This is a genomic window from Cupriavidus sp. 22TCCZM01-5 (assembly GCF_057798915.1).
The window spans coordinates 44,984-71,151 of record NZ_JBYOJR010000015.1 but is presented as its reverse complement, the minus strand read 5'-3'; the positions used below and the strand labels follow the sequence as shown (position 1 = coordinate 71,151).

At 67.0% G+C, this 26,168-nt stretch carries 27 protein-coding genes; 14 read left to right on the top strand and 13 right to left on the bottom strand.

Annotation, left to right across the window (positions count from 1 at the left end; all coding sequences use genetic code 11):
- Positions 1-25 precede the first annotated feature (25 nt).
- The gene (locus AC3FNH_RS16000; protein WP_488720723.1) at positions 26-1,645 is read right to left on the bottom strand and encodes an acyl-CoA carboxylase subunit beta; all 1,620 of its coding nucleotides are present in this window, start codon (positions 1,643-1,645) and stop codon (positions 26-28) included.
- Between the two features lie 146 nt (positions 1,646-1,791).
- Here AC3FNH_RS16000 and AC3FNH_RS15995 point away from each other — a divergent pair, with 146 nt between their 5' ends.
- The 3 genes from AC3FNH_RS15995 (at position 1,792) to AC3FNH_RS15985 (ending at position 4,405) form a co-directional block, all read left to right on the top strand.
- A complete protein-coding gene (locus AC3FNH_RS15995; protein ID WP_488720722.1) occupies positions 1,792-2,535 on the top strand; it encodes an IclR family transcriptional regulator in 744 nt (247 codons plus the stop codon).
- 176 nt (positions 2,536-2,711) lie between these two features.
- Positions 2,712-3,122 (top strand): FixH family protein, encoded by a 411-nt coding sequence (locus tag AC3FNH_RS15990; RefSeq protein WP_488720721.1) that lies wholly within the window; start codon positions 2,712-2,714, stop codon positions 3,120-3,122.
- Positions 3,119-4,405 carry a cytochrome-c peroxidase gene (locus tag AC3FNH_RS15985; protein ID WP_488720720.1) on the top strand — a complete coding sequence of 429 codons (1,287 nt, stop codon included), beginning with the start codon at positions 3,119-3,121 and terminating at the stop codon, positions 4,403-4,405. Before AC3FNH_RS15990 ends, AC3FNH_RS15985 begins: the two co-directional genes overlap by 4 nt.
- Here the strand turns inward: AC3FNH_RS15985 and AC3FNH_RS15980 are convergent.
- The 5 genes from AC3FNH_RS15980 to AC3FNH_RS15960 form a co-directional block, all read right to left on the bottom strand.
- Positions 4,393-5,202, bottom strand: a complete 810-nt coding sequence (locus AC3FNH_RS15980) for a helix-turn-helix domain-containing protein (protein WP_488720719.1) — start codon at positions 5,200-5,202, stop codon at positions 4,393-4,395. The two genes, AC3FNH_RS15985 and AC3FNH_RS15980, sit on opposite strands and share 13 nt — an antisense overlap.
- Before the next feature lie 397 nt (positions 5,203-5,599).
- Positions 5,600-6,298, bottom strand: a complete 699-nt coding sequence (locus tag AC3FNH_RS15975; protein ID WP_276101776.1) for an RraA family protein — start codon at positions 6,296-6,298, stop codon at positions 5,600-5,602.
- Between the two features lie 334 nt (positions 6,299-6,632).
- Positions 6,633-7,295 (bottom strand): Hpt domain-containing protein, encoded by a 663-nt coding sequence (locus AC3FNH_RS15970; protein ID WP_488720718.1) that lies wholly within the window; start codon positions 7,293-7,295, stop codon positions 6,633-6,635.
- Between the two features lie 12 nt (positions 7,296-7,307).
- Positions 7,308-7,931: a response regulator gene (locus AC3FNH_RS15965; protein WP_488720717.1), complete on the bottom strand. Its 624-nt coding sequence runs from the start codon at positions 7,929-7,931 to the stop codon at positions 7,308-7,310.
- Between the two features lie 225 nt (positions 7,932-8,156).
- Positions 8,157-10,187 carry a hybrid sensor histidine kinase/response regulator gene (locus AC3FNH_RS15960; protein WP_488720716.1) on the bottom strand — a complete coding sequence of 677 codons (2,031 nt, stop codon included), beginning with the start codon at positions 10,185-10,187 and terminating at the stop codon, positions 8,157-8,159.
- A 251-nt stretch (positions 10,188-10,438) separates the two neighbouring features.
- On the opposite strand from AC3FNH_RS15960, the gene AC3FNH_RS15955 reads away from it, so the two are divergent.
- The 3 genes from AC3FNH_RS15955 (at position 10,439) to AC3FNH_RS15945 (ending at position 13,296) form a co-directional block, all read left to right on the top strand.
- On the top strand, positions 10,439-12,277 hold the full coding sequence (locus AC3FNH_RS15955) for an ATP-binding protein (RefSeq protein ID WP_488720715.1): 1,839 nt from the start codon (positions 10,439-10,441) through the stop codon (positions 12,275-12,277).
- A 421-nt stretch (positions 12,278-12,698) separates the two neighbouring features.
- On the top strand, positions 12,699-12,950 hold the full coding sequence (locus AC3FNH_RS15950) for an isochorismatase (protein WP_488720714.1): 252 nt from the start codon (positions 12,699-12,701) through the stop codon (positions 12,948-12,950).
- A 91-nt stretch (positions 12,951-13,041) separates the two neighbouring features.
- On the top strand, positions 13,042-13,296 hold the full coding sequence (locus tag AC3FNH_RS15945) for a translation initiation factor 1 (protein WP_488720713.1): 255 nt from the start codon (positions 13,042-13,044) through the stop codon (positions 13,294-13,296).
- Positions 13,297-13,346: 50 nt separating this feature from the next.
- On the opposite strand, the gene AC3FNH_RS15940 is transcribed toward AC3FNH_RS15945, so the two are convergent.
- The 3 genes from AC3FNH_RS15940 to AC3FNH_RS15930 all read right to left on the bottom strand — a co-directional run bounded on the left by AC3FNH_RS15940 (position 13,347) and on the right by AC3FNH_RS15930 (position 15,462).
- A complete protein-coding gene (locus tag AC3FNH_RS15940; protein WP_276101783.1) occupies positions 13,347-13,703 on the bottom strand; it encodes a hypothetical protein in 357 nt (118 codons plus the stop codon).
- 84 nt (positions 13,704-13,787) lie between these two features.
- Positions 13,788-14,072, bottom strand: coding sequence for a hypothetical protein (locus AC3FNH_RS15935; protein ID WP_276101784.1), 285 nt, complete (start codon positions 14,070-14,072; stop codon positions 13,788-13,790).
- A gap of 487 nt (positions 14,073-14,559) precedes the next feature.
- Positions 14,560-15,462, bottom strand: a complete 903-nt coding sequence (locus AC3FNH_RS15930) for a LysR family transcriptional regulator (protein WP_276101785.1) — start codon at positions 15,460-15,462, stop codon at positions 14,560-14,562.
- Between the two features lie 115 nt (positions 15,463-15,577).
- Between AC3FNH_RS15930 and AC3FNH_RS15925 the strand changes: the two genes are divergently transcribed.
- The 6 genes from AC3FNH_RS15925 to AC3FNH_RS15900 all read left to right on the top strand — a co-directional run bounded on the left by AC3FNH_RS15925 (position 15,578) and on the right by AC3FNH_RS15900 (position 20,034).
- Positions 15,578-16,567: a 2Fe-2S iron-sulfur cluster-binding protein gene (locus AC3FNH_RS15925; RefSeq protein ID WP_488720712.1), complete on the top strand. Its 990-nt coding sequence runs from the start codon at positions 15,578-15,580 to the stop codon at positions 16,565-16,567.
- Between the two features lie 52 nt (positions 16,568-16,619).
- A complete protein-coding gene (locus AC3FNH_RS15920; RefSeq protein ID WP_488720711.1) occupies positions 16,620-17,873 on the top strand; it encodes an aromatic ring-hydroxylating dioxygenase subunit alpha in 1,254 nt (417 codons plus the stop codon).
- Between the two features lie 4 nt (positions 17,874-17,877).
- Entirely contained in the window at positions 17,878-18,348 is a 471-nt protein-coding gene (locus tag AC3FNH_RS15915) for an aromatic-ring-hydroxylating dioxygenase subunit beta (RefSeq protein ID WP_488720710.1), read from the top strand.
- Between the two features lie 23 nt (positions 18,349-18,371).
- Positions 18,372-18,686: a non-heme iron oxygenase ferredoxin subunit gene (locus AC3FNH_RS15910; protein ID WP_488720709.1), complete on the top strand. Its 315-nt coding sequence runs from the start codon at positions 18,372-18,374 to the stop codon at positions 18,684-18,686.
- A gap of 75 nt (positions 18,687-18,761) precedes the next feature.
- Positions 18,762-18,983: a DUF3820 family protein gene (locus tag AC3FNH_RS15905; RefSeq protein WP_488720708.1), complete on the top strand. Its 222-nt coding sequence runs from the start codon at positions 18,762-18,764 to the stop codon at positions 18,981-18,983.
- A gap of 166 nt (positions 18,984-19,149) precedes the next feature.
- The gene (locus AC3FNH_RS15900) at positions 19,150-20,034 is read left to right on the top strand and encodes an isocitrate lyase/PEP mutase family protein (RefSeq protein WP_276101790.1); all 885 of its coding nucleotides are present in this window, start codon (positions 19,150-19,152) and stop codon (positions 20,032-20,034) included.
- A 13-nt stretch (positions 20,035-20,047) separates the two neighbouring features.
- Here the strand turns inward: AC3FNH_RS15900 and AC3FNH_RS15895 are convergent, their stop codons facing one another.
- Genes AC3FNH_RS15895 through AC3FNH_RS15880 form a run of 4 tightly spaced genes read right to left on the bottom strand, consistent with a single transcriptional unit; the run spans position 20,048 to position 24,055 of the window.
- A complete protein-coding gene (locus AC3FNH_RS15895) occupies positions 20,048-21,109 on the bottom strand; it encodes a VWA domain-containing protein (protein ID WP_276101791.1) in 1,062 nt (353 codons plus the stop codon).
- Positions 21,106-22,128 carry a DUF58 domain-containing protein gene (locus tag AC3FNH_RS15890; RefSeq protein WP_488720707.1) on the bottom strand — a complete coding sequence of 341 codons (1,023 nt, stop codon included), beginning with the start codon at positions 22,126-22,128 and terminating at the stop codon, positions 21,106-21,108. Before AC3FNH_RS15890 ends, AC3FNH_RS15895 begins: the two co-directional genes overlap by 4 nt.
- Positions 22,106-23,119 (bottom strand): AAA family ATPase, encoded by a 1,014-nt coding sequence (locus AC3FNH_RS15885; protein ID WP_276101793.1) that lies wholly within the window; start codon positions 23,117-23,119, stop codon positions 22,106-22,108. Before AC3FNH_RS15885 ends, AC3FNH_RS15890 begins: the two co-directional genes overlap by 23 nt.
- A 12-nt stretch (positions 23,120-23,131) precedes the next feature.
- Positions 23,132-24,055 (bottom strand): S1C family serine protease, encoded by a 924-nt coding sequence (locus AC3FNH_RS15880; protein ID WP_488720706.1) that lies wholly within the window; start codon positions 24,053-24,055, stop codon positions 23,132-23,134.
- Positions 24,056-24,130: 75 nt separating this feature from the next.
- On the opposite strand from AC3FNH_RS15880, the gene AC3FNH_RS15875 reads away from it, so the two are divergent.
- Positions 24,131-25,195 carry a VWA domain-containing protein gene (locus tag AC3FNH_RS15875; protein ID WP_276101795.1) on the top strand — a complete coding sequence of 355 codons (1,065 nt, stop codon included), beginning with the start codon at positions 24,131-24,133 and terminating at the stop codon, positions 25,193-25,195.
- 136 nt (positions 25,196-25,331) lie between these two features.
- Positions 25,332-26,099, top strand: coding sequence for a ParA family protein (locus AC3FNH_RS15870; protein WP_488720705.1), 768 nt, complete (start codon positions 25,332-25,334; stop codon positions 26,097-26,099).
- Positions 26,100-26,168 lie beyond the last annotated feature (69 nt).

The window sequence follows — 26,168 nt, the reverse complement described above, 5'->3', positions numbered from 1 at the left end:
GGGTCGTGGTGTCGCTGCAGGCCGCTTACAAGCGGGCTACGCCGAACTGCACGGCGCGCGGCTGGCGCAGGTTCGCTTCACGCGCGGTGGCCAGCACGAAGGCCAGCACGGCACGCGTATCGCGCGGGTCGATCACGCCATCGTCCAGCAGCAGGCCGCTGGTGACGAAGGCGCTGGCCTGGCGTTCGAAGTTGGCGACGATCTCGGCGGTCTGCGCCGCGAGCTGGGCTTCATCGACCGTCGTCCCCTTGCGCTCGGCCTGCTGGCGCGCCACGATCTCCAGCGTCATGGCAGCCTGCTCGCCGCCCATCACCGCGGTGCGCGCATTGGGCCACGAGAAGCAGAAGCGCGGGTGAAAGCCGCGGCCGCACATGCCGAAGTTGCCCGCGCCGAACGACGAGCCGCAGTAGATCGTGACCTGCGGCACGCTCGAGTTGGACAGGGCCTGGATCATCTTCGCGCCATGCTTGATCATGCCCGCCTCTTCCGATGCGCGGCCGACGATGAAGCCGGTGGTGTTCTGCAGGAACACGATCGGCGTGCCCGACTGGTTGCATAGCTGGATGAACTGCGCGGCCTTGGTCGCGCCGGCCGGGTCGATCGGGCCGTTGTTGGTGATGAAGCCGACGGCGTGGCCTTCGATGCGCGCGTGGCCGCACACGGTGCCAGGGCCGTAGTCGGGCTTGAACGGCAGCCACGCGGAATCGTCGACGATGCGCGCGATCACCTCGCGCATGTCGACGGGGCGCTTCATGTCCAGCGTCATCACGCCATCCAGCTCGGCCGGGTCCTGGCGCGGCGCACGCACCGGCTGTGCCGGCGCCGGCGACACGTCCGGCCAGTCGAGGCTGGCCACGATGTCGCGCGCCGTGGCAATCGCGTGCTCGTCGTCCTCGGCCAGGTATTCGGCCAGGCCGCTGACGGTGGCGTGCAGCTCGGCACCGCCCAGTTCCTCATCCGTCGCGACCTCGCCGGTGGCGGCCTTGAGCAGCGGCGGGCCGGCCAGGAATGCGCGGGCACGATTGCGCACCATGACCACGTAGTCCGACAGGCCTGGCATGTAGGCGCCGCCTGCGGTGGACGAGCCGTGCACCACGGTGATCACCGGCAGCCCTGCCGCCGACAGGCGCGCCAGGTTGTAGAAGATGCTGCCGCCGCGGATGAACTTGTCCACGCGGTACTTGCGCAGGTTGGCGCCGGCCGACTCGACCAGGTGGATGAACGGCAGCCGGTTCTCCAGCGCGATCTCCTGGCAGCGCATCAGCTTCATATTGCCGGCCTCGGTCATGGCCCCGGCGTCGATGCCGGAATCGGTGGCCAGCACCATGCAGCGTACGCCGCAGACGATGCCGATGCCGGCCACGAGCGAACCGCCCGGGATCGACGTGTCGGGGTTCGGGTCGTCCATGCCGAAGCCTGCCAGGCTGGCGATCGGCAAGAAGGGCGCGCCGGCGTCGAGCAGGCGGCCGATGCGCTCGCGCGGCAGCAGCGCGCCACGTTTGGCAAAGGCCGCACCGGCGCGCTCGGAGGCGACCACCGCACGCTGCTCCAGGCTGCGCAGACGCTCGATCAGGGCCTGTGTGCCGGTGCGCTGGCTGGCAAACGAGTCGGAAGACGGGTCGATGCGGGTCTCGATGGGAATCATGGCGCTGGCTTGGTTGGCTTGATTTGCTCGGTTTGCATGATGGGCCGATTGCAAACCACCGCGTCGCGCGGGACAACCTCAACCGCTCAGTTTGTGCATAATGTGCACGCCCAACCCAATGCTCCGCCGCCGGGAGCCCGCCGCGCATGCCTGCCAAGCCATCCACGCCCAACGGCGTCCAGAGCCTCACACGTGCCTTCGCCCTGCTGGAACTGCTGGCCGAGCATCACGACACGGGGTTAACCCTGGCGGACCTGGCCATCAAGGCGGAGATCGACCGCACCACGGCGCACCGCATGGCGCGCTTCCTGGAGGCTGCCGGCTACATCGAACGGGAATCGGGCAGCAAACGCCTGTTCCTGGGCACCACGGCCATGTCGCTCGGCCTGCGCGCGATGAACCGCCCCCCGCCCGGCAGCGCACTCGTGACCAAGATGAAGGCGCTCGCGCGCCTGACCGGCGACGCGGTCTTCCTGATCGTGCGCATCGGCGACCATGGCCACTGCCTGCATACCGAACAAGGCAGCCACCGCATCAAGTCCTTCCATATGCTGACCGGCAGCTCGCGCCTGCTGGGCCAGGGTACCGGCAGCATGGCCTTGCTCGCGCGGCTGGACGATGACGCTGTCCGTGCGCACTACGAACGTCACCGCGCCGAGTACGAAGCCGGCGGCCTGAGCCTGATGAAGCTGATGCGGGGCGTGGAACGCAGCCGCACGTGCGGCTCCGCGCTCGCCGGCGCCGACGGCGTGGCCGGCGTGGGCTATGCGCTGCCCATGGCCATGCACGCCGAGGCTGCCATCAGCATTGTGTCGGCCGCTTCACGCATGCCGGTGGCGCGCCGGCACGAGATGGGACGCATCATCGGCGGGATGTTTGCGGGGGACTGACGGCACCCGCGCTGCATTGCGATCCCATCGTTCCTGCGGCAACAAGCGAACGCCCGGCTTGAACGAAAAGGCTGCGGAATCAGCCTCTTCGTTCAAGCGCCGGGGAGCACGCGTGCGGAAAAATCTGCGGACCGAAACACTCTTTTCAGGAACGCATGATGGTTCGCACGTTAGCAATGTTCTCCATCCTTCTTGCCGGCTACGGCTGCACCACCCCGCCCCAGGACCTCGACCTGTCCCGCGACAAGTCCTCCGACGGCGGCCGCTACCAGGTCGCGATCGTCGCGCCGACGCCGTCCCCCGCGGTCAACCAGATGCATAGCTGGAAGGTCCGGTTGACGACGCCCGACGGCCATCCCGTGCGAGGCGCGCAATTCTCGGTGGCAGGCGGCATGCCGCAGCACGGCCACGGCTACCCGACGCAGCCGCGGGTGACGCACGAAGTCGACGACGGCACCTACCTGCTCGAAGGCATGAAGTTCAGCATGAGCGGCTGGTGGGACCTCAAGCTTGGCATTCGCGCGGAGCCCGGACCGGATCAGGTCGCCTTCAATATTGTCATCGACCCCCGGTCGCAGCGCCCGTGAAGACGCTCGGCATCAAGGCCGGCATGGCACTCGCGGGCGTGCCGGTGGCCATGGCTATCGCGGCGGGCGTGTCGACGCCGGCACCGCAGGCGGCACTGCGCGACGCCTGGGTGCCGGAAGACCTGCAGACACTGGCCACCATGCAGCTCGCACAAGCGGGGCCGCGCCCTGCCGACCCATCCAATATCCACGAGCGCAGCGGCAACGCGGCCAGTCTGGGCCGGGCATTGTTCAATGATCCGCGCCTGAGCCGCAATGGCCATGTCTCGTGCGCAAGCTGCCACGCGCCCGCCGCGCAGTTCGAAGATGGACGGCCACTGGGCCAGGGCCTCGGGACCGGCAAACGGCGGACCATGCCGGTGATGGGTGCGGCGGGAGCGCCGTTCCTGTTCTGGGATGGCCGCAAGGACAGCCTGTGGTCGCAGGCGCTGGGGCCGATGGAGGACGCCGCCGAACACGGCGGCAACCGGGTACGGTTTGTCCGGATCATGCAGGCGCACTACGCCGCGCAGTATGAGCAGGTCTTCGGGCCGCTGCCGGCAATGCCAGCGCTTGCGCCGGACGCCTCGCCGCTCGGCACGGAGGACGAGCGTGCGGCCTGGGCGGCCCTGCCGCCCGCCACACAGCAGCAGGTGAACCGCGTCTTCGCCAATATGGGCAAGGCCATTGCCGCCTATGAAAGCCGCGTGCAATATGGCCCTTCGCGCTTCGACCGCTATGTCGGGTCCACCCTCGCCGCGGACCCGCGCGGCCAGGATGTGCTGACTGTCCAGGAGGTACGCGGACTGCGGCTCTTCCTGGGCAAGGGCCAGTGCATCACCTGCCACAACGGCCCGATGCTCAGCGACCATGCCTTCCACAACACGGGCGTCCCGCCGCTGGATCCGGGGCATCCCGACCGCGGGCGTGCCGACGCGATTACAAAGCTGCTCCGTGACGAGTTCAATTGCCTTGGCCCATACAGCGACGCAAAGCCCGAACAATGTGGCGAGCTGAATTTCCTGGCGAAAGACGACCCTGCGCATCTTGGCGCGTTCCGCACGCCGAGCCTGCGCAACGTCGCGGAGCGCGCGCCGTACATGCACGCCGGGCAGATCACAACGCTGCGGGACGTGGTCCGGCACTATGTGGAAGCGCCAGACGCCGTGGTCGGGCGAAGCGAACTGGCGCGCCCTGGCGAGGCACCGGGACAGCGCCAGGCTGTGCGGCTGTCACCGCGCGACGTCGAGGACCTGGTGGCATTTCTCGGCACCCTGTCCGGCGCGGTCGATCAGCCGAGGTAGGAGGACGAGGCGCGCAGCCGCTCGCTCAGCGGCCCCCTCATCTGCATGGCCGAGGGGGCCAGGCCGAACATGGTGCGGCAGGTGCGCGACAGGTGCGCCGAGTCCGCAAACCCCGCAGCGTGGGCGGCATTCGCGAGGTTGTCGCCCTCCATGAGGATTTCCCAGGCCTTCAGCAACCGGCGCCAGAGCTGGTAGGTCCGCAGCGGCATCCCGGTCTGCTCGACAAAGACATGGCGAAACCGGCTGGCCGACAGGTGCACGACCGCAGCCACGTCCTCCAGGCTCGGTGGCTCGCCGCGATGCGCCCGGAGATGCTCGATCGCCTTCAGCACGCGTGGATCCGACGGCACGTGCGGGATGGTCCGCGACAGCGAGCCCACCAATGCCCGCGCGACGTCCTGTACCGCCTCCACGGTCCTGGTCATTCGCCAGGCGTGCTCCAGCCGGGACAGCACGCCCGCCAGCACCGCTTCGCCCAACAGCTCCACTTGCCCGTCCATCCGCGCCGACAGCGCGCGACCCTCGCGTGTCTCCGGCTCGATGAACAGCACCGCGCTCCAGTCGCACGACGAGACATCTATGCTGTGCACCGCGCGGGATGGCACGAGCGCGCCCTGGCAAAGCATCGGTTGCCCGCGATGGCCGGACTGGACCCGAAGACCCGACGGGGCCCCGATCACCAGCTGGATCGCGTAATGCGCGTGCGGCGCCACGGGGCCGCCCCCTGAACCGATGAACAGGCAGCCACCGGTCCAGGCGACGTAGTCGCCCTGGTATCGCTGCGGCTTGCCACTCACCGGGCGGCTCCCGGCAGCCGGTGGCCGGGCGACGCCGCCGCCCTGTCCCGCACGCGTTTGATGCCGCGGCCCGCCGCAAGGCCAGCGCTTGCCCGACCCTGATTCAGGATCGGCGCCCTGATCGTCCCGCAGAGCAGCGCACCGCCCTGCCTGTTTGCCCTGACGATCGGGTCACGTCCGGAATCGCGTCGATGCATGCCTTGTCCTGATGTGAAGTTTTCGTGTTCCAGCCGTGCCCGGCCGCGAGGGCACAAAGCCGCCAACGCAGGCAGAAGCCTCTGCTCCGATATTGGGAAGCCGCACGCGGCCAGGCGAAGTGCCCGCAAGTGTCGCATGCCCAGGCTTCCAAAGCGCTATCCGATGCCGCGATCCCGCAGCACCGGGCTGACGGCGGTACTCAGCGAGTCGCCCGCTGCTGGTAGGCAAAGGTGGCGGCAAAGACCTCGTCCACGCCGATCAACTCGCCCACGGTTCCGCCCCCGGCACGCAGCTTTTCCTGGAGCACATGCTCGGTCTCAAGCAACTGCTCGGCCTTTTGCAGGATCTCCTGCGCACGCGCCTGCGGCACCACGACCACGCCGTTCTCGTCCCCCACCACGATGTCGCCCGGGTTCAGCGCGATGCCGCCGCATTGCACCGGCACGTTCACCTCGCCATATCCGGCCACTGCCGCCACGTTGGGCACGATACCGCGGCATACCACCGGGAAGCGAAGCCGGCGGATCTCCGTGACATCGCGACAGGCACCATCGACGACGGCGGCGACCACGCCGCGGTTCATCGCCGACAGGGTCATGTTCTCGCCCCAGAATGCCGTGCTGGCAGCCATATGCGCATCGACCACGACCACGTCGCCGGCCTCGCTCACGTCAATGGCCTTGAGCGGCGCGGCCAGGTCGGAAGCCAGCGTGCGCGCGGTGATCGCAGGCCCGGCGAACGACACGGGTTCGAAGACCGGCCGCATGGCCGCCGACATGGCGCCGAAGCGCCCCATGCAGTCAGACAATGCGCAGGTGACAGAGTCGTACATCTGCAGCAGCCCCCGGTACGCCTCGATGACTTCGCGGGCGGGACGTTGCACGGTTGGAATCAGCATGGCGGCCCCCTTCTTGCTACCGCCGGGCGGCAGTAGCGGCTGTGATCCTGTCATCCAGCATAGGCAAATAGCCGCGCCTTGATAGCGCCAGGTACCGCTCAGGGGAGGCGGGCCAGCAAGCGCTCACGCAAGGTCGGCGGCAGCACCAGCCTGCCCTTGCCGTCGACAGCGCCGGGATCGAAGATCTCAGCACGCCGCGCTCCCAGTGCAGGCGCACCGGGCCGGAATGCGCGAACGTGCGCCGGGCCAGCAGGATGTTGCGGCGCGCGCTGTACACGCGCATCAGTACCTTGTGCTCGGAAAGGTAGCAGTACTCTGCCTTGCAGGATTCCGGTTATCCACCTGCTCCGGCAACCAGCATGGCGTGGAATTCGCGGGCGGTCGGCGTGAAAATCGCGGCCACCGCCCCTGCCAGCCCGGCATCGCCGCTGCGGGCTGCGTTCTCCATCCTTTGCGAGAGCCGCTGAAAGCCCTGGCAGTCGGCAAGGTGTGCCGCTGCCTTGACGCGGTGCGCCACGCTGCCCAGGCTTTCCAGGCTGTCGCCTTCCGCCTGCAGCCTCTCGAGGTCGGATTCCGTTGCGGTCGCCAACGCCTGCACCAGTTCGGCGGCAAGTGCGGGGTCGCCAAAGGTCTGGCGCGCAATGGCATCGGCCAGGCCAGCGCGCTCGCTGCCTGAAATGGCCACGTAGCCGTGCCTGGCCAACAGGCGGAATACGGCTTCCTCGGTGACTGGCTCGGCCAGAACATCGTCGCAGAAGTCCGGCTGCGCCTGGCCTACGCAGACCAGCAGCGCTCCATCCCGGCGTGCGCGCTGCAGCAACGACGTGGCGACTATGTCCGGCGCGCCGACGATCAGGCGCGGCACGGCGGCGGCGAGTACCGCATCGGCCTCGGCAGCCGTCACGCATTGCGCCGACAAGCCCGCGTCGCCAAGCCATTGCGCCAGCAACTCGCTCCAGGCGCTGCCCGACTGGGCCAGGACGAATGCATCAGGCATGGCAGTCCTTTGTCACCCGATGGCGATATGGTGCCGCCGGGCGAAATCGATCACATCGACCAGCGAACGCGCGCCCAGCTTTTCCATGATGCGGGTCTTGTGCGTACTGACGGTCTTGTTGGAAATGAACAGCACCTCGCCAATCTGCTTGTTGGACATGCCCTTGGCCAGCATCTGCATGATCACCAGCTCCTTGTCGGACAGGCTGCCCAGCCGGCGCGCCTCGTCCAGGTCTTCGGCGCGTCCGTTGCCAACCTCCGGCATGACCGAGTAGCCGGCCAGCACGGATTCCACGCAGCGGACGATCTCCGGCAGCTCCTGGGTCTTGCTGACATAACCATTCGCGCCGGCCTGCCGGGCACGCGGGGCAAAGGTGCTCTGGTCCTGGCCCGAGATCACCAGGACGCGTACGTTCGGCTGGATGGCCTTGAGCCGCGGGATGACGTCCAGACCGTTGATGCGCGGAATGTCCAGGTCGAGGATCACGACATCGGGCGCATACTGGCGCACTATCTCGATGGCAGCCTGCCCATTGTCCGCCTCCAGGACATGCGTCACGCCGAGGACCTGCGACAGGTGCGTCTTCAGCACGACCCGCACTGCGGGGTGGTCGTCGACGATAAGGATTGTGACCACGCAAGCACTCCATCTCTAATGGCATTGCCCGCTGATGGCATTCGCAGGCATTTATTGTCTGGCGCATTATTGTGTTCAGCATTTTTCCTCACGGGGGCAGGAAATTTCCGAGTGCCAGTACGACTTTTCCCGATTCGGCGCCAAAAGCGCGGTAGGTACCGCGACGCGCACCTGTGCATCATGTGGGCCGGCGATGCCCTGCGCACGGTCACCTCATGATGCGCCCTAACGCGCCCACCGGGCAATGCAGGCACGCAGGTCCTCCACGTGCACAGGCTTGAACAGGCATGCGTCCATGCCCGCCTCCAGACATTGCCGGGCGACATCGGTACCGACCGATGCCGTCAGCGCGACGATCGGCACATCGGCATTGGCGTCCGGCCCCGCGGCCCGGATCCGGCGCGCCAGCTCGAAACCGTCCATGCCGGGTAGCTGGCAATCCGTGAGCACTAGTGCAAACGATTGCTGCCTCAGCAGTTCCAGCGCTGATTCTGCGCCAGGCGCCACGGTACAGTCCTGGCCCAGCATTTCCAGCTGGCGGCGCATGATGACCTGGAATGGCAGGTAATCCTCCACCACCAGAATGGCCTTTCGCGCGCCGAGCGGGTCGATCGGCGCAGGCTGCGGCACGGCCGCTTCTCCGGTCGCAGGCGCTGGTACGGGCTCAGCCACCGGCAACGTCACGCACAGCGAGACGGTGGTACCCGTGCCAGGCGCGCTGTCGAGCGTAAGCGTGCCGCCCATGCCCTGAGCCAGACGCCGGCAGATCGCCAGGCCCAGCCCGCTGCCGCCGAAGCGGCGCGAAATGGAGCTGTCCGCCTGGGAAAACGGTGCAAACAGCTGTTCCTGCTGCGCGGGCGGGATGCCGACACCGGTATCGGCAACGCTGAGCGCCACGCGCTGGCGCTCGCCCAGGTCTTCCAGCAATGCCAGCCGCACCGTGATGCCGCCCTGTGCCGTGAACTTGACCGCATTGCCGATCAGGTTGAGCAGGATCTCCTTGAGCCGCGTGGGATCGCCGTGCAAGGCCGGGGCGATGCGCGGATCGGCGTCGAACTCGAACGCCAGCCCCTTGGCTGTGACGGCGGGCCGGTGTACCGCCATCACGGATTCCACAAGCGCGCGCGGCTCGACCGGCAGCGATTCCAGCTCCAGTTGCCCGGCCTCCAGCCGGGAGTAATCGAGGATGCCGCCAAGGATCTCCATCAGCAAACGCGCGGCATTGTCGGCCAGGGTGACCTCCGCGGCTTGCTGCGCGCTCATCGGGCTGCCGCGCAGCAATTCCAGCGCACCGATGACGGCGGCGAGCGGGGTGCGGATCTCATGCGTCATGGCGGCCAGGAAGCGCGCCTTGGCCTGTGCCGCCTCTTCCGCCGTGGCACGTGCCGCCGCCAGCGCGGCGAGCTGGCGGTGTTCGTCCGTGGCATCGCCGGCATAGCCACTCCAGCGCAGCTGGCCCGATGCGCTGCGCACGGGTGCGCCCACGAACAGCCTCAGCCAGCGGGTTTCACCCTCGACCAGGATGCGCAGCTCGAACTGGGCCGCCGACTGCGCGGCCGCGGAGCGGCGCAGAGCCTCCGCCATTTTCAGCCTGTCGTCGGGCAGTACCGACGCATACTGCCCGTCGACCACGGCAAGCAGCCGCTCGGCGGACCAGCCGCGGTACCGCTCGGCCTTGGCAGAGAAGTACGAGAACCAGTGCCGGCCGTCGGGATCGGCGCAGAGCTGGAACGACGCCACCGGCAAGGCATCGGCGATTTCGTCGAGCATGCGCTTGGCATCGTGTGCGGCCTGTTCCGCGGCGAGCCGGTCCGTGATGTCGATCGTTGCGGAGACGGTGCCGGCCTGGGCGCCATCCGGCAGGCGCAGCGGCTGGGTGGCGAACAGCAGGTCGTGCCAGACGCCGGCGGCATCCCGCACGCGCAAGGTGGCGTCGACACGCTGGCCGGACGCCCGGGCTTGCTCGATCGGCGGCGTCACGGCCGCGATGATATTGCCCGCCACGCCGGCCTCTGCCATGGTCCGCTCCAGCATTTGCGCGCGGCCGGTTCCAAGAAATGTCTCCAGCGCCGCGTTGATCACGACAAAACGCCCACCCTCGTCGCGCGCGGCGATCGGGCAGGGCGCGGCGTCGACAATGGCGGCCAGCACATCGCGCTGGCCGCCTAATGATCGCAGGCGCCGGTACATATGGAGCAGGCAGGCACCCATCAGCACCAGGCAGGCTGCCAGCAGGCCGGTCAACGCAGTCGGCATCGGAAGCTCCATCGCGGAAGGAACACGCAGGACAATGATAGCGTTGTGCGGTGCTTTTCCCGACGCACCGGCGACCGGCAGGCACTCGCCTCGGCATGGGCGGCTCACAAATAAATAGGAAATTTCCGCATATAAACTCAGACGATTCAGAAACAGCAGCGAGTCAGGCATCCATAGAGTGTGTAGAGATCGCGCACCGCGGCGGCAACGCCATGCAGCGCGGTCCTCCATGCCCGTTGCCTGCACCCTCGATGCTGTCCGCCCTGCCCCCGCCAATCTTCTGGCTGGCCGTGTGCCTGCCACTGCTGCTCGCGTCCGCGCTGCTTGCTGCGCGCCTGCGCGTGCTGCGGCGCCGGCTTGCACGCAGCCAGGCGTGCGCGGCAAGGCTGCGGCAGCGGCTGGCGCTTCATACGGCAGTGCTGGACAGCATCCCGCAGCCCGTCTACGTGCGCGACGCCGATCAGCGGCTCATTACGTGCAACCGTCGCTACGAGGAACTGGTCGGGGCTTCGCTGGCCTCGCTGCGCGGCCAGCCTCCGGACGCCCCCGAACAGCTGGCAGGCGTGATCGAGGACATCGAGGCGCTGTCGGAAGACTATCGCGACGTCATTGCTTCGGGCCGCCCGCTCAACAAGGACCGCTGCCTGCACATCCACGGAGCAAAACGGCACGTGCTGAACTGGGTCGCGCCATTGCCCGGCCCCGGCGAGGCGGTGACCGCGCTGGCGGGCGGCTGGGTGGACCTGACCGAGCGCCACGACATGCTGGCGCAACTGGCCGAAGCCAAGGCCCGTGCCGAAGCGGCCAGCCGTGCCAAGTCCACCTTCCTCGCTTCGGTCAGCCATGAAATCCGGACGCCGATGAATGCCGTGGCCGGCATGCTCGAGCTGACCCTGGAACGGCCTGGTTTGTCCCCCGACGACCGCCGCATGCTTTCCATCGCGCATGATTCAGCGCTGGCACTGCTGGCGCTGATCGATGACATTCTCGATCTGTCGAAGATGGAAGCCGGCAAATTGCGCATCCATCCCGTCCCCACAAGCCTGCCGGGACTGGTGGACGAAGTGCTGCAGATGCTCGGGCCAGTGGCCGCGCAGAAGCCATTGCCGCTGGTGCCGGTGATCGATGCGGGCATCGCGCCCGCGCACAAGATCGACCCGCTTCGCTTCCGGCAGATTCTCGGCAATCTGGTTGCCAACGCTATCCGCTTTACCGACCAGGGCGAGGTACGCGTGCGCCTGCGGGGCGGCCCGGTGCACGCGGGCCGGCAGGAAATCGAACTGACAGTCTCCGATACCGGCATCGGCATTGCCCGGGCCGACCAGGCCCGCCTGTTCCAGGCGTTCGAGCAGGCGCACGACCGCTCGCGTCGCCAATCCGGCGGTACCGGACTGGGCCTGGCGATCTGCCGCCGCCTGGTCGCGGCCATGGGAGGCCGCATCCGCCTGGACAGTGAGCCCGGCTCCGGCACGCGCGTGCAGGTCAACTTGCGGCTACCCACGGCCTGCGCGCCAGCGGCACGTGCACCTTCCGCGCCGCCTGACTGCGCTGCGGCCACCGCTTCCCTGCATGTCCTGGTTGTCGACGACCATGTCCCCAACCGCCTGCTGCTGAAGTGGCAGCTCGAACACCTGGGCCATCGTGTCGACACGGCCGCCGACGGTTGCGAAGCGTTGGCACGGCTGGTCACGCCCGAGCCCGGGCAGGCCGATCCGTTCGACCTGGTGGTCTGCGACTGCGCCATGCCTGTCATGGATGGACTCGCGTTTGCACGGGCGCTGCGCGAGCGCAACGACACACTCGCACGCGTGCCGTTGATCGGCTGCACCGCCAGTGCCGTGCCCGAGGATCACCACGCCGCGCTACAGGCCGGCATGGATGGTGTACTGGTGAAACCCGTCGGACTGCAGGCGTTGGGCGAGGCTGTACGCACTTATGCGTGCGCAGGCCGCCGCCCTGACGCTTCCACGACTGTGCCGCTGCCCTGGCCTGCCAGCCAGGCGGACCCGCTGCCCCCGGCACCCGGGTCCGACGGATGGTGCGAGGTCTGCCACGCCATGAATGTGCAGTGCGACCGGTTCCGGCAGTAGGTCCCGTGGCCGGCAACTCTCCTGCGGCAAAGCGCTCCCAGGAAGTGGATGTGCCAACAGTGGTATCATTGGTCCTCATTGCCATTCATCGACAGGTGTCGACCTGAATGTGCTGGCCGCCAGACCTCATGGGTCGAACAATATCGGCGGCCTGTCGGGCGTACACCCGAATTCTTCAGGGCAACCCGCCCAGAACCCTACCCGACCGGCGGCACGTCCGCTCCGCAATGCTCGCGCATGTACCAGGTGCGCCGGCTTGCGCAAGCACGGTCCTCCAGCGCCAGTTCTGCCGCCCGTGCCATTGCGCGGGACGCGACACTGACGCTTCATCAACGGCACCCGGTTCGCCAGGCAGGCATGCGCGGCACAAGGCCGTGCAAGATGCTGCCCCAGGATCGAACGCGCCCAAGCAGGAGACAATATGAACCCAAGCATCACGCCCTTCACCGTTTCGGTGTATCCAATCCAACAGCAACCGGGTGTCTGGTTTGCGAACTACATGATCGCCGAATACCGGAATGGCGCCGAGCGCATCGTGGCCAACGTCTCGATGCGGCATTGCACGCACCGCTCTGAAGCCGAAGCCCGAAAGGCCGCCCGCCGCGCCGGGGAAAGCGCCGCCGCGCGAATGCGCGCGCAGCGCTCGCCGCACCGGCAAGCACAGGCAACTTGAATCACCGACTGACACACGGGCGCAGCGTGGCCTCATGCCGGCACGCTGCACCCACCTTCACCAAACCCGTCCACTGGAGAGCAGATAGATCATGGCGAATAGCGAAGAATGGGAAGAATTGCACCTGACTCCCGCAGGCTGGATTGCCGGCAGTTACCGGCACACGCCCTGGGCGCCGGTTGAGGTCGCGCCGCCCGATGCTGGCGTCTTGACGGTGCGCCGCCACGTGACCGCAACCTACTGCGGTCCGTCGCGCGCCATCGAGGACCGCACGCCGCAAACGCAGGATATGGCACTGATCGAGTCGTTGCTGACGCGCTACGGCGGTCCTGAATTCAGCATCTGAAGGGCAGCCCCAGCGCTGAAAAGCGCAACGCATGGCTGCATGGGAAGGCCCTATCGTGCGCGGCCCGGTGCACCGCCACCTACCGGCCTGAGTTCGCCTTCCCATGGCACGGCTTGCAGATCCAGCACGGACTCACCCTCTCGCGTCTTCTCGTAGAGATGGTCCCGGATCGCCTGCCCGATTGCCAGGCGGCATAGTGTCTCGCAATTCTGTGGGATCGCGTCCGGAGACGAATCCGCCGCGACCATCACCCCGAACGAACGCCTGCCATCTCCGACAAAGCTGGCGAACCTGACGCCGGTCGGATGTCCCGCTGACGCAAAACACGCGGCAACATGGTAGGCAATCCCTTTGCCTGCGCCTGGCAGCGTGCACAGGAAGCTCGACGATACCGCGACATTGTTCATGGTTGTACCGGCGCTCCAGGCGGCTTCGCGCCGCTGTTGCCCTGTGACCTCTTGGGCGCGATTGACAACACCCGTCGACTACGCTCAGAGCGAGACGACGGATTGACCGGGAATGGCACCGTTGATGATGTCTTCGGCATAGCGAAGCACTGCGCGCCGTGCCGCGCCAACGTTGTCCCAGGGTGTTGCATCAAGACGGAAGGTGCGCGCCGTCTCGCCTTCGGGCTGTCCGCCCTCGCGACAGATCACAACTGCAGCGTTGAAGGATCGATCTGGCCTGGGCTCCAGCCAGGCGCGTTCCGCGGTATGCCTGTAGACCAGAGGGTAAAGGTCATACCCCTTGTAAGTGGCAGTCGGGTAAGCATCCATGACACGCTCCGGGGCGTTTGCGGTGTATCGCCCACTCTACTCCTCTTGTGAGGCCGGGAGTGCCTTTATTTACCGGGGATAGCAACCGTACGACAGTACTTGCGAAAAGCCTTTGCAATACGAAGCCATCTGTGGCCATCCTCACGCGATCCCGCGAGGCCGGATGTGCAAGCGAAGCCGGTGATGCGTGCTACAGTGAGCCTCCCCCAATGCAAGAGGGGCAGTATGTCGCTCTGTGCAAACTGTCTCGCACTGATCCCTGACACACCCGGCATCGCTGGCCACCGCGCACTGCGCATCGTGGATACCCAGCGACGCAGGATGCCGCGGGCGGCCACGGTCACCCTGAGCACATTCCGCTGCGCGGACTGCGGTGCCATCTGGCGGTACCGCGAGGCGAAGGACGACGGCCCGCAAGGCTGGGCGCTTCTCACGACAGAAGCTGCTGGCGAGGGCCCCTGACTGCCCGGCGCCAGAGTCGCCAGCCTCAATCCGAGAACAGGCCGACGAACTCCTTGCGCAACCACTGGTTCGCGGGATCGCGATGATATCGGGCGTGCCAGAACAGGTTGATCTGGATTTCGGGCAGGTCGATCGGATGCGGGATGTGCCGCAATCCAAAGTATGCGGCGCTGCGCCGGGCAAAGGTCTCGGTGACCGTCGCGACGAGGTCCGTGCTCGCGACAATGTCAGCCAGCGCGGCAAAGTGCGGCACGCGCAAGCGGATCTTCCGCTGCACGCCGCGCTGAGCCAGGATTTCGTCGACGCGCGCATGCCCGGTGCCTGCCGCGGTCACCACCACGTGCTCCGCTTGCTCGAAGTCGCTGCGGCTGACGGTGCCCTGGTCCAGCGCATGGCCTGGCCGGAACATGCATACGTAGCGCTGGCGGAACAGCCGCCGCTGGAAGAACTCCGAACCCAGTTCCGGCAGCGGCCCCACTGCCAGATCGATCTTGCCGAGGCTCATTTCCGATGCAAGGTCGACGGCCGTGTTGCGCACCGTTGCCACCGAGACACCCGGCGCACGCTCCCGCAGCGCTCCCATCAGCCGCGGAATGAAGTGCACCTCGCCGATATCGGTCATCGCAATCCGGAAGGACCGGTCACTGCGCAACGGGTCGAACGAGACCTTCTGGCTCAGCGCAACCTGCAAGGACTCGAGTGCGTAAGCAACCGGCTCCGCCAAGTCCTGCGCGAGCGGCGTCGGCAGCATGCCCTTGCTGCTCCGCACAAACAACTCGTCGTCGAACATGCGCCGCAGCCGCGCCAAGGCGTTGCTGACGGCGGGCTGGCTCAGGTTCAGTGTCCTGGCCGCGCCCGAGACCGTCCGCTCGCGCAACAGGTGCTCGAATACGACCAGCAGGTTCAGGTCCACATCCTTCAGTTCCACGGCGCACCTTTATTGATTTGGTGAATATTCGATATTGCCGTGATTCTATTGGTTAATTTTGCCCGCTGCACCATGATTCCCCCAAGCCAGAACACAAGCACTTGCCGGAGACATCATGGAAGTCCTCATCCAGCCACTGGGCAAACGCCTCGACGTCGCCGGCGGCGAGAACCTGCTGGCCGCGCTGCAGAAGCACGGCATCCCCATTTCGCACAGCTGCATGGCCGGTCGCTGCGGGACCTGCCGCTGCCGGGTGATCGACGGGGACATCCATGAAGCCGGCGGCTACGAATTCCACAATGCCGACCACGCGTCGCAGCGCCATGTGCTGGCCTGCCAGTCGGTAGTAGCCGGCAACTGCACCATCGAGATTCCCGAGCCGGACGAGGTGGTCGTGCATCCCGCGCGCATCGTCAAGGCGACCGTCACCGCGCTGACCGACCTCACCCACGATATCCGGATGATCCGGCTGGCACCGTCCAGGCCGTTGTCGTTCTCGCCAGGCCAGTACGCGATGCTGCAGTTCACGCCGGACCATGTCCGCCCGTACTCGATGGCGCGCCTGGCCAGTGACGGCGAGCTGGAATTCCATGTGCGGATGGTGCCCGACGGCCGCGTCACCCGTTACATCCGCGACGTCCTGAAGGTAGGCGACACCGTCCGCGTCAGCGGTCCGCTGGGCACGTCGTACCTGCGCACGCGCAACGACGATCCGATCCTCTGCATTGCCGGCGGCACCGGACTTGCCCCGGTACTGTCGATCGTGCGCGGCGCCATCGCGGCGGCGCTGCAGAATCCGATCCATCTCTACTTCGGCGTGCGCGCGCCGCGCGATGCCTATGGGCTCGACTGGCTGAGCGAACTATCGCAGCGGCACCCGCAACTCCGAGTCGAGGTCGTGTCGACGTTGCCGGGCGACGACGCCGGCTTGCGCACCGGCCTGGTCACCGAGGCTGTCGCGGCGGACTTCTCCGACCTGCAAGGCTGGCGCGCCTACCTGTGCGGCGCACCGCCGATGGTCGATGCCGCCACGCTGCTCCTGCGCAGCAAGGGCGTGCAGCCCGCACACATCTACGCAGACGCCTTCTATGCAACGGGCACCTGACCACCGCGCAACACCCAGACATCCAGACATCACAACGACGGAGACGACATCCATGGCGAGCGACCCCGCACAAGACCGGCCGGTATGGGCCGACGACGGCATCAGCCGCATCCCGTTCCGCGTCTACACGGACCAGCAGCTTTACCAGCGCGAGCTGGAACGCGTGTTCTATCAGGGCCACTGGAACTACGTGGGCCTGGAGGCGGAAATTCCGCATCCGGGCGATTTCAAGCGGACCACCATCGGCGAGCGCTCGGTCATCCTCGTTCGCGACCAGGAAGGCGGGATCAACGTGGTCGAGAACGTCTGCGCCCATCGCGGCATGAAGTTCTGCCGCGAACGCAGCGGCAACCGCAAGGACTTCCATTGTCCTTACCACCAGTGGAACTACGACCTGAAGGGCAACCTGCAAGGCGTGCCGTTCCGGCGCGGCGTGAAGCAGGACGGCAAGGTCAACGGCGGCATGCCGGCCGACTTCAAGCCGCAGGACCATGGACTCACGCAACTGAAGGTCGCCTCGCGCGGCGGCGTGGTGTTCGCGTCGTTCGACCATGGCGTGGAGCCGCTTGAGGATTACCTCGGGCCGGAAATCCTCGGCTATTTCGACCGCCTGTTCAACGGCCGCAAGCTGAAGGTGCTCGGCTACAACAAGCAGCGCATCCCGGGCAACTGGAAGCTGATGCAGGAGAACATCAAGGATCCGTACCATCCCGGGCTGCTGCACACGTGGTTCGTCACGTTCGGCCTCTGGCGCGCGGACAACAAGGCGCGCCTGGTCATGGACCCGCAGTTCCGTCATGCGGCCATGGTCTCCACGCGCGGCCAGGGCGGCAAAGGCGAGGTCACATCGGGCGTGGCCAGCTTCAAGGACCAGATGACGCTGCAGGACGACCGCCTCCTCGACATCGTCCACGAGCCCTGGTGGGGCGACCCGACCGCAGTGATGATGACGGTCTTCCCGAGCGTGATCTTCCAGCAACAGGTGAACTCGGTGTCGACGCGCCACATCCAGCCCAACGGCCCGGATTCCTTCGACTTTGTCTGGACGCATTTCGGCTTCGAAGACGACACCGAGGAAATGACGCGCCGCCGCCTGCGCCAGGCCAACCTCTTCGGCCCCGCCGGCTTTGTCTCCGCCGACGATGGCGAGGTCATCGAATGCTCGCAGGAAGGCTTTGCGCAGAAGCCGTGGCACCGCGTCGTCGCGGAGCTTGGCGGCAAGACCGTGGAGAACACCGAACACATGGTCACCGAGACCCTGATCCGGGGCATGTACGCCTACTGGCGCAAAGTCATGGAGATCTGACGACATGGAATTCGCAACGTATCACGCGCTGCTGTCGCTTTATGCCGACTACGCCAGCGCCGTCGACCAGGGCGAGTGGGACCGCTGGCCCGACTTCTTCACCGACGACTGCCTCTACCGCATCCAGCCGCGCGAGAACTTCGAACGCGGCCTGCCGCTGGCCACCATGTCGCTCGAGAGCAAGGGCATGCTCAGGGACCGCGTCTTCGGCATCCACGAAACGCTGTTTCACGATCCCTACTACCAGCGCCACATCATCAGCGCGCCGCTGGTGCGTGAAAGCACCGGCGAGCACATCGTCACGGAAGCAAACTACGCGGTACTGCGCACCAAGCCCGACCAGGTGAGCGAGGTCTTCAACACCGGCCGCTATCTCGACCGCATCGTACCCACTCCGCAAGGCCTGCGCTTCGCCTCGCGCCTTTGCATCTTCGACAGCGAGATGATCCCCAACTCGCTGATCTATCCCATCTAGCCACGACAACCGGAGACAACACCATGACCGAAACTTGGATGGAGGCCGCCGCGCTCGCCAGCGTACCGCAGGACGATGTGATTGCCGTGGAGGTACAAGGCCGCGAGATCGCCCTGTATGGCGTCGATGGCGAGGTGTTCGCCACCGACAATCTCTGCACGCACGGCCATGCCCGGCTCTGCGACGGCTTCCTCGACGGCCACGAGATCGAATGTCCGCTGCACCAGGGCAAGTTCGATGTGCGGACCGGTGCGGCAATGTGCGCACCGTTGACGGAGGCGGTACGCGCCTATCCGGTGAGGATCGAGGGCGGCAAGGTGTTTCTCGACCTGGGCTGAAGGCGCACCGACGGGTGCGTTCCGCCTGCGGCGGTGGCGCTACAATGCCTGCAACACCCCGAGGAATCACCCGTCATGCTGCCAGACAGCGAATCCCTTCTCCTGCTTGTCACCCGCCAGATGCAGTTCGGCAAACACAAGGGAACGCTGATTGCCGACCTGCCCGGCAACTACCTGAACTGGTTCGCGCGGGAGGGATTTCCTCCCGGCGAAATCGGGCGGCTGCTGGCGTTGATGCACGAGCTGGACCACAACGGACTGACGGACCTGCTCAAGCCGCTGCGCGGCAGGGTCTGAACCTCGGGCTGGGTGCCCGGCCATAGTGTAATCTACAACCAATCCATCTCCCTTTTTGCGGTGCCCGCGCGACCCAAGATCCGCTGCAGTCGCCGCACCGCCCCGTCACGGCGCTCGCCCCTCCCGATGATGCCGCCGGCATTCCTACCAATCCCGGAGACGCCCCATGACCTCCACCACCTCCTCCCGCAGACGAGCATTTCGCCAGCAGGTCGCGTCGAAGCAGGGCCTGCTCATGCCCGGCGCATTCAACGCCATGAGCGCAAGGGTGATCGAAGACCTCGGCTTCAAGGCGCTCTACCTGACCGGCGCCGGTGTCACCAACATGTCATTCGGCCTGCCCGATCTCGGCTTCATTGGCCTGAGCGACATCGCCGAGCACACCGCGCGGGTGCGCGATGCCGTCGACCTGCCGCTGCTCGTGGATGCCGACACCGGCTTTGGCAACGCGCTGAACGTCCGGCATGCCGTGCGCACGCTCGAACGTGCCGGGGCGGACGCGATCCAGCTCGAAGACCAGGTGATGCCGAAGAAATGCGGGCATTTCGCCGGCAAGGACGTCGTCAGCACGGACGAGATGGCGGCAAAGATCCGGGCCGCGGCCGAGGCGCGCGACGATCCGGATTTCCAGATCGTTGCACGCACCGATGCCGCCGCCGTGCATGGCATCGAGGATGCGATCGAACGTGGCCACCGTTTTGCCGAAGCCGGCGCCGATATCCTCTTTCTCGAGGCGATCGAGGATCTCTCCGACATCGCCCGCCTGCCCGGCCTGTTCAAGGTGCCGCTGCTGATCAATATCGTCATTGGCGGCAAGACGCCGGTGCAAGGCCGCGATGCCCTGCAGCGGTTTGGCTACGGCCTGGTGCTCTATGCCAACGCCGCGCTGCAGGGCGCCGTGCGCGGCATGCAGCAGGCACTCGGCAGCCTGCAGTCGAACGGCCGGATGGACGAGGACCCTGCCATGGTCGCGCCCTTCGGCGAACGCCAGCGCCTGGTCCGCAAACCGATGTACGACGAACTTGAAGCGCGGTACAAGACCGAGGACTGAGCGCTGGGCCGACCTATAGCACCCGCCCGAACCACCATAACGACAGCAGCCCGGCACAGGCTGCCAGCAGCGCGCCCAGCGCCGCGAAGAACGCCGTCACTTCGACCTGGTCGCGCTTGTCGAAGGCAAGCCTTGCATTGAGCGCGCGGTATACCTTCTTCAGCGAGGCGGCATCCTCGAGGCGGAAGTACTCGGCCCCGGTTGCATCGGCGACTTGCTTCAACGCCTTTTCGTCGAGCCTGACACGCGCCGACCAGCCGTCCGCCGACAGCACCACGCCTTCGGTGGTGCCGACGCCGACGGTATAGACGCGCACACCGTACCTGGCGGCGAGTTGCGCGACCTGCTCCGTGCCAGGGCCCGCGTTGTTTTCGCCATCGGAGAACAGGACGATTGCGCCCGACGCATAGGAACCAGGCGTCGCGGGGCCATCGTCGCCGGGTGCCCCGGGCTTTTTCGGCGGCGCGACGTCGATGCCGTTCATCAGGCGTTCAGCGTCGCCGGCAGCCTCCGGCAACAGCGTTGTCAGCGCAACGAGCAGGCCATTGCCCAAGGCTGTGCCGCCTTGCGGCTTCAGCCCTTCAATGGCCGCGGCCACGTCGTCCTTGCTGCGACTGGGCGCCTGTGCCAGCGCGGCGGTGCCCGCCATCGCCACCACCCCCACGCTGACGCCCGCTGGCTGGGCGTCGAGCAGGACCTTTGCTGCCTGCTGGGCAGCGCGGATGCGGCTCGGGCGCACGTCCTGAGCACGCATGCTGCCCGACAGGTCGATGACGAGGATCACGGTCTTGATACGCGAAGGCAGCATCAAGACCGCCTGCGGACGGGCCATGGCAAAGATCAGCGTGCTCAAGGCCAGCAGTGTCAGCACGGCAGGCACGTGACGGCGCCAGCCTGTCCCGCCCTTGATGGCCGCGCCGACGGATCTCAGCGCGGGACGGTTCACCGCCGCACGCCGCCGGCGCAGGTCGAGCCAGAGGTAGCTTGCGGCCAGTACCAGGACCAGGGCGAGCAGCCAGAGCATGCCGGGCCACAGAAAGCTGAATAGCGGCAGCCGGTTCACGGTCTCGGTCATATCGTCCCCATGGCCGCCATTCTGTCCGCTCCCCTGGCTGCCCCTTGCCGGAATCGGCGCTCGCGCGTGAACTGCAGCAGTGCCAGGTCGATCGGCGCGTAGGTCGAAAGCGTCAGGCATTCCACGCCCGCGCACGCGAACGCGCGGCGCAGTTCGGTCTCGCGCGCCTCGGCAGCGGCGGCGAAGCGCTTGCGGAATGCAGGATCATGCGTGTCGACGAACATCTGCTCTGCGCTTTCGGCATCCTGCAGCACCACCAGCCCCAGGTCGGGCAAGGCCATCTCCAGCGGATCGACCAGCCGCACGGCGACGACTTCATGGCGCCGGGCCAGCATGGCAAGCGGCACTTGCCAGCCCGGGGTGCTGATGAAATCGGAAACGACGAACATCACCGAGCGCCGCTTCGCGACGGCGCGCGCGCGCTCGAGCAGGTCGCGCAGGCGGGTCTCGCCCGGGCATGCGGCCGGGGTCGCGTGCATGCGGTTCAGCAGGTGCAGCAGCTGGCGCCTGCCGGAGCGCGGCGGGATCATCGATGCCTCCGCCCCGCCTGCCCCGCCATAGAGCACGGCGCCGACGCGGTTGCCATAGCGCGTCAGCAACAGCGCCATGACGGTGGTGAAGTCGCTCAGCAGGTCGCGCTTGCGCACCGCGCCCGAGCCGAATTCCACCGACCCGCTCAGGTCGAGCACGAACCACGCCGAGAGGTCGCGGTCTTCCTGGAACTCGCGCACATGCGGCGTCTGCAGCCGGGCCGTCACGTTCCAGTCGATATGCCGCACATCGTCGCCGGGACGGTACTCGCGCAAGTCGGCAAGATCCAGCCCGAAGCCGCGGAACAGCGTGCGGTAGTCGCCTTGCAGAAGACCGTCGAGGCGCCGCACCACGGTCCACTCCAGGCGCCGCAACAGCGTCTCGGCCTGCCTGGCGCCGACACTTGCCAGCGCCGCGCCGGCACGCGCGGCCTCGGGGGCGACCGCCCCCGCGCCGTGCCGGCGCTTACCGAGCCACCGCCCGAACATGGGATTCGAGCGGGCGCTCCGGAACCGGCAACGCCTGCAGGATGCGCGTGATGAGCTGGTCCGCCGTCGCGCCGTCCGACATGGCCTCGTACGACAGCGACAGGCGGTGGCGCAACACGTCGGGCACCAGGTCGACCAGGTCTTCCGGCACGGCATAGTTCCGGCCGCGCAGGAACGCCAGCGCGCGCGCGCCTTCGACCAGGCCGATGGTCGCGCGGGGACTCGCACCGAACGCAATGTAGCGCCCCAGCTCCTCCAGGCCGCAGCTCGCCGGCTTGCGGGTGGCGGCCACCACGCGCACGGCATACTGGACCAGCGACGGGTCCACATAGACGTTGCGGCATTCCTCCTGCAGGCCCGCCAGATGCTCGGGCGTGGCAATCGCACTCACGCTGATCCTGGGTCCGGTGACGCGGTTGACGATGACGACCTCCTCCTCCTCGCTCGGATAGCCGACCAGCACCTTCATCATGAACCGGTCGACCTGCGCCTCGGGCAAGGGATAGGTGCCTTCGGTCTCGATCGGATTCTGCGTCGCCATGACCAGGAACGGCGTGGGCACGCGATGGGTCTCGCCGGCAATGGTGACCTGCTTCTCCTGCATGACTTCCAGCAGCGCGCTCTGCACCTTGGCCGGCGCCCGGTTGATCTCGTCGGCCAGCAGCAGGTTGGCGAAGACCGGCCCGCGCACGGTCGAGAACTCGCCGGTGCCCTGGTTGTACATGCGCGTGCCGACCAGGTCCGCGGGCAGCAGGTCCGGCGTGAACTGGATGCGCTTGAAGGACCCGCTCATGGTCATGGCCAGCGTGTTGACGGTCAGCGTCTTGGCCAGGCCAGGCACGCCTTCGACCAGCAAGTGGCCGCCCGCGAGAATGGCCACCAGCACGCGTTCGAGAAAGTGGTCCTGCCCGACCACGATCCGCTTCACCTCGTACAGCAGGCGCTCCATCAGGTCGGCGCTGTCCATCGCGCCATGGGCTTGATCGTTCATAGGCCTCCGCGTCTAGAAAGGAGAAGTTCCAAGGGAAGCGCCGGCGCTTTCGATGGTGACGGCAAAGCCGATCCCGAGGAAGGTGCCGCTCTGGTTGGGGTTGAGGATGGCGGTGACGATCCCGACCACTTCGCCGTCCATGTTCACCAGCGGGCCGCCCGAATTGCCGGGATTGGCCGCTGCGTCGAACTGGATCAGGTTGTCCAGGCTCTGCTTGTTGTCGGGCGACACGAACTGCCGGTCGAGCCCCGACACCACGCCGGCGGACACCGACGGCCCGATGCCGAACGGAAAGCCGACTGCGACGACTTCGGACCCCGGCGCAAGGTTGCGGCTGGAGCCCAGGGTCGCTGCCGGCAGGTCGTCGGGGATGGATTTCGGCCTGACGAGGGCAAGGTCCTTTTCCGGTATCGCCTGCATCACCGTCGCCTCGGAAGTCAGGCCATCGTGAAACCGGACCTCCACGCGCTTGGCATCGGCAACCACGTGGTAGCTGGTCAGCACCAGCCCGCTTTCGGTCACGACCACGCCCGAGCCAATGTGACGCGCTTCACGCCCGCCTTTGGCCGGATCCTTGCCGGCAGGCGGATCTGCCTTGGCCTGCTCGTCGGGCGGCGAGCGCCGTGATGGCGGCAAGGCTCTTGGGCGTGTGGCCGGCGGATCACGCCTGGCGCGCGGCGCGGGCGCAGCTTCGGGCACTGGCTCCGCCGGCGAGAAGCTGCGCACTTCCACCACGGATTCGCGGATGGCCTCGGCCGCCCGCGCGGTGCGCGACGGCAGGCTCTTGGTCTGCAGCGTGTGCAGCACGGCCGCGTCGATATCCGCCTGCGTCAGTACCCGTGGCGATGGGCGCGACAGCCACGCAAAGGCCAGCGCCGACGCCACCACCACCGTGACCGCCGCCGAGACCCATCCGTAGATCGTCACACGCTTCATCGCACGCTCCCGAGGTCCCGTGCCGCCTTAAAAAATACAGTACCATCCCCTTAACCATGCGCCAAGGAGCAGGGCATGCAGTTTCTCTGGCCGCAAATGCTCTGGCTGCTGCTCGCGCTTCCGTTGCTGGCAGTCGCTTACCTGTACCTGATCGCGCGACGCAAGAAGGCCGCCCTGCTTTACGCCAGCCTTGCGCTGCCGCGCGCCGCGCTCGGCCCCGGCCAACGGCTCCGGCGTCACATTCCCCCGCTGCTCTTCCTGTTTGCCCTGGGCGCCGCCCTGCTGGCCTGCGCGCGGCCCACGGCTACCATCACGCTGCCGTCCGACACGATCACCCTCGTGCTGGCCATGGATGTCTCGCGCAGCATGGAAGCCACCGATGTGGCGCCCACGCGCATCAGCGCCGCACAGCAGGCGGCGCGCGACCTGATCGTCGGCTTGCCGGGTAGCGTTCGCCTTGGCATCGTCTCGTTCGCCGCCACGGCTACCGTGGTGCTGCGCCCCACCAGCAACCGGCAGGACATGATCGACGCGATCGACCGGTTCCAGCTCCAGCGTGGGACGGCGACGGGCAGCGGACTGATCCAGGCACTGGCCGTGCTGTTTCCGGACGATGGCATTGACCTCGAAGCGATTCTCTTCAGCGACGACCCGCCCTTCTCCTCGGCGCGCGGGGCCAGGCCGCTCGACGAAGCGGCCGCGGCCGACGCCGCGCGCAAGCGTGCGCAGGAGCGGCCACCGGCGCAGCCGGGCTCCTACCGGCACGGCGCGGTCATCCTGCTCAGTGATGGCCGCCGCACCACGGGCCCGGACCCGCTCGACGCGGCGCGCATGGCGGCACAGCGTGGCGTGCGCGTCTATACCGTCGGCTTCGGAACGCTGGGCGGCAACGCGCCCGAGACCAGCCTCTCCTACTACATGCAGCTCGATGAGCCCACCTTGCGCACGGTGGCCACGCTGACCGGGGCCGAGTACTTCCAGGCAGGCTCGGCGGCGGACCTGAGCCAGGTGTACCGCGAACTCAGCGCGCGCTTCGCGATGGAGCGCCGCGAGACCGAGGTCGGTGCGCTGCTGGCCGCGGTGGCAGTCTTGCTGCTGGTGTCGGCTTGCGCACTTTCGATGCTGTGGTTCCGGCGCTGACGTTGCCTGGCAGGCAAGGTCCTGACATACCGGAATCCAGGTGTCAACGCGTGCCTGCAGCCTTGTGCACCGTGTCCCGACGCCATGTTGTTGAGGTATGCTTCCGCCTCCAGAACGATCTTCTCCAGAGGGGCAAATGCGGCGCGTCGTGTTCAATCAGAAGGGTGGCGTGGGCAAGTCGACCATCGTGTGCAATCTCGCCGCGATCAGCGCCAGCAAAGGCTTGCGCACGCTCGTCGTGGACCTGGACGCGCAGGGCAACTCCACCCAGTACCTGATGGGCGCACAGGCCGCCGAGGCCAGCCCCACCGCCGCCCACTTCTTCGAGTCGTCGCTGACCTACAGCTTCAAGCCGGTCGACCTGGGCAGCTTCATCCATGCCACGCCATTCGAGAACCTCGATGTGATGCCGGCGCATCCCGACCTCGATGCGCTGCATGGCAAGCTGGAATCCCGCTACAAGATCTACAAGCTGCGCGATGCCCTGATCGAACTGGAGTCGGTCTACGACGCGATCTACATCGACACGCCGCCCGCGCTCAACTTCTACACGCGCTCCGCGCTGATCGCGGTGGAGCGCTGCCTGATCCCGTTCGATTGCGATGACTTCTCGCGCCGGGCCCTGTACACGCTGCTCGACAACGTGAAGGAGATTCAGCAGGACCACAACGAGGCGCTGCACGTGGAAGGCATCGTCATCAACCAGTTCCAGCCGCGTGCGAGCCTGCCCGTGAAGCTGGTCGAAGAACTGGTCAGCGAAGGGCTGCCGGTGCTGGGCTCACGGCTGTCGTCGTCGGTGAAGATCCGCGAATCGCACCAGCACGCTACGCCCATGATCCACCTCGATCCGCGCCACAAGCTGTCGCAGGAGTACCTGGCGCTGCACAGCGAGCTGGCAGGCTGAGGCATCGTCGGGGATCGTCGGAGCCGGATCACGTAGAATTCCGGCCTGCCGCCCTGCCCCGCTTTCGGG

Bases quoted from the DNA above. Each gene is read 5' to 3' on its own strand.
- AC3FNH_RS16000 (WP_488720723.1), bottom strand. From the start codon at position 1,645: ATGATTCCCATCGAGACCCGCATCGACCCGTCTTCCGACTCGTTTGCC.
- AC3FNH_RS15995 (WP_488720722.1), top strand. From the start codon at position 1,792: ATGCCTGCCAAGCCATCCACGCCCAACGGCGTCCAGAGCCTCACACGT.
- AC3FNH_RS15990 (WP_488720721.1), top strand. From the start codon at position 2,712: ATGTTCTCCATCCTTCTTGCCGGCTACGGCTGCACCACCCCGCCCCAG.
- AC3FNH_RS15975 (WP_276101776.1), bottom strand. From the start codon at position 6,298: ATGCTGATTCCAACCGTGCAACGTCCCGCCCGCGAAGTCATCGAGGCG.
- AC3FNH_RS15970 (WP_488720718.1), bottom strand. From the start codon at position 7,295: ATGCCTGATGCATTCGTCCTGGCCCAGTCGGGCAGCGCCTGGAGCGAG.
- AC3FNH_RS15960 (WP_488720716.1), bottom strand. From the start codon at position 10,187: ATGCCGACTGCGTTGACCGGCCTGCTGGCAGCCTGCCTGGTGCTGATG.
- AC3FNH_RS15955 (WP_488720715.1), top strand. From the start codon at position 10,439: ATGCTGTCCGCCCTGCCCCCGCCAATCTTCTGGCTGGCCGTGTGCCTG.
- AC3FNH_RS15950 (WP_488720714.1), top strand. From the start codon at position 12,699: ATGAACCCAAGCATCACGCCCTTCACCGTTTCGGTGTATCCAATCCAA.
- AC3FNH_RS15945 (WP_488720713.1), top strand. From the start codon at position 13,042: ATGGCGAATAGCGAAGAATGGGAAGAATTGCACCTGACTCCCGCAGGC.
- AC3FNH_RS15940 (WP_276101783.1), bottom strand. From the start codon at position 13,703: ATGAACAATGTCGCGGTATCGTCGAGCTTCCTGTGCACGCTGCCAGGC.
- AC3FNH_RS15935 (WP_276101784.1), bottom strand. From the start codon at position 14,072: ATGGATGCTTACCCGACTGCCACTTACAAGGGGTATGACCTTTACCCT.
- AC3FNH_RS15925 (WP_488720712.1), top strand. From the start codon at position 15,578: ATGGAAGTCCTCATCCAGCCACTGGGCAAACGCCTCGACGTCGCCGGC.
- AC3FNH_RS15920 (WP_488720711.1), top strand. From the start codon at position 16,620: ATGGCGAGCGACCCCGCACAAGACCGGCCGGTATGGGCCGACGACGGC.
- AC3FNH_RS15915 (WP_488720710.1), top strand. From the start codon at position 17,878: ATGGAATTCGCAACGTATCACGCGCTGCTGTCGCTTTATGCCGACTAC.
- AC3FNH_RS15910 (WP_488720709.1), top strand. From the start codon at position 18,372: ATGACCGAAACTTGGATGGAGGCCGCCGCGCTCGCCAGCGTACCGCAG.
- AC3FNH_RS15905 (WP_488720708.1), top strand. From the start codon at position 18,762: ATGCTGCCAGACAGCGAATCCCTTCTCCTGCTTGTCACCCGCCAGATG.
- AC3FNH_RS15900 (WP_276101790.1), top strand. From the start codon at position 19,150: ATGACCTCCACCACCTCCTCCCGCAGACGAGCATTTCGCCAGCAGGTC.
- AC3FNH_RS15895 (WP_276101791.1), bottom strand. From the start codon at position 21,109: ATGACCGAGACCGTGAACCGGCTGCCGCTATTCAGCTTTCTGTGGCCC.
- AC3FNH_RS15890 (WP_488720707.1), bottom strand. From the start codon at position 22,128: ATGTTCGGGCGGTGGCTCGGTAAGCGCCGGCACGGCGCGGGGGCGGTC.
- AC3FNH_RS15885 (WP_276101793.1), bottom strand. From the start codon at position 23,119: ATGAACGATCAAGCCCATGGCGCGATGGACAGCGCCGACCTGATGGAG.
- AC3FNH_RS15880 (WP_488720706.1), bottom strand. From the start codon at position 24,055: ATGAAGCGTGTGACGATCTACGGATGGGTCTCGGCGGCGGTCACGGTG.
- AC3FNH_RS15875 (WP_276101795.1), top strand. From the start codon at position 24,131: ATGCAGTTTCTCTGGCCGCAAATGCTCTGGCTGCTGCTCGCGCTTCCG.
- AC3FNH_RS15870 (WP_488720705.1), top strand. From the start codon at position 25,332: ATGCGGCGCGTCGTGTTCAATCAGAAGGGTGGCGTGGGCAAGTCGACC.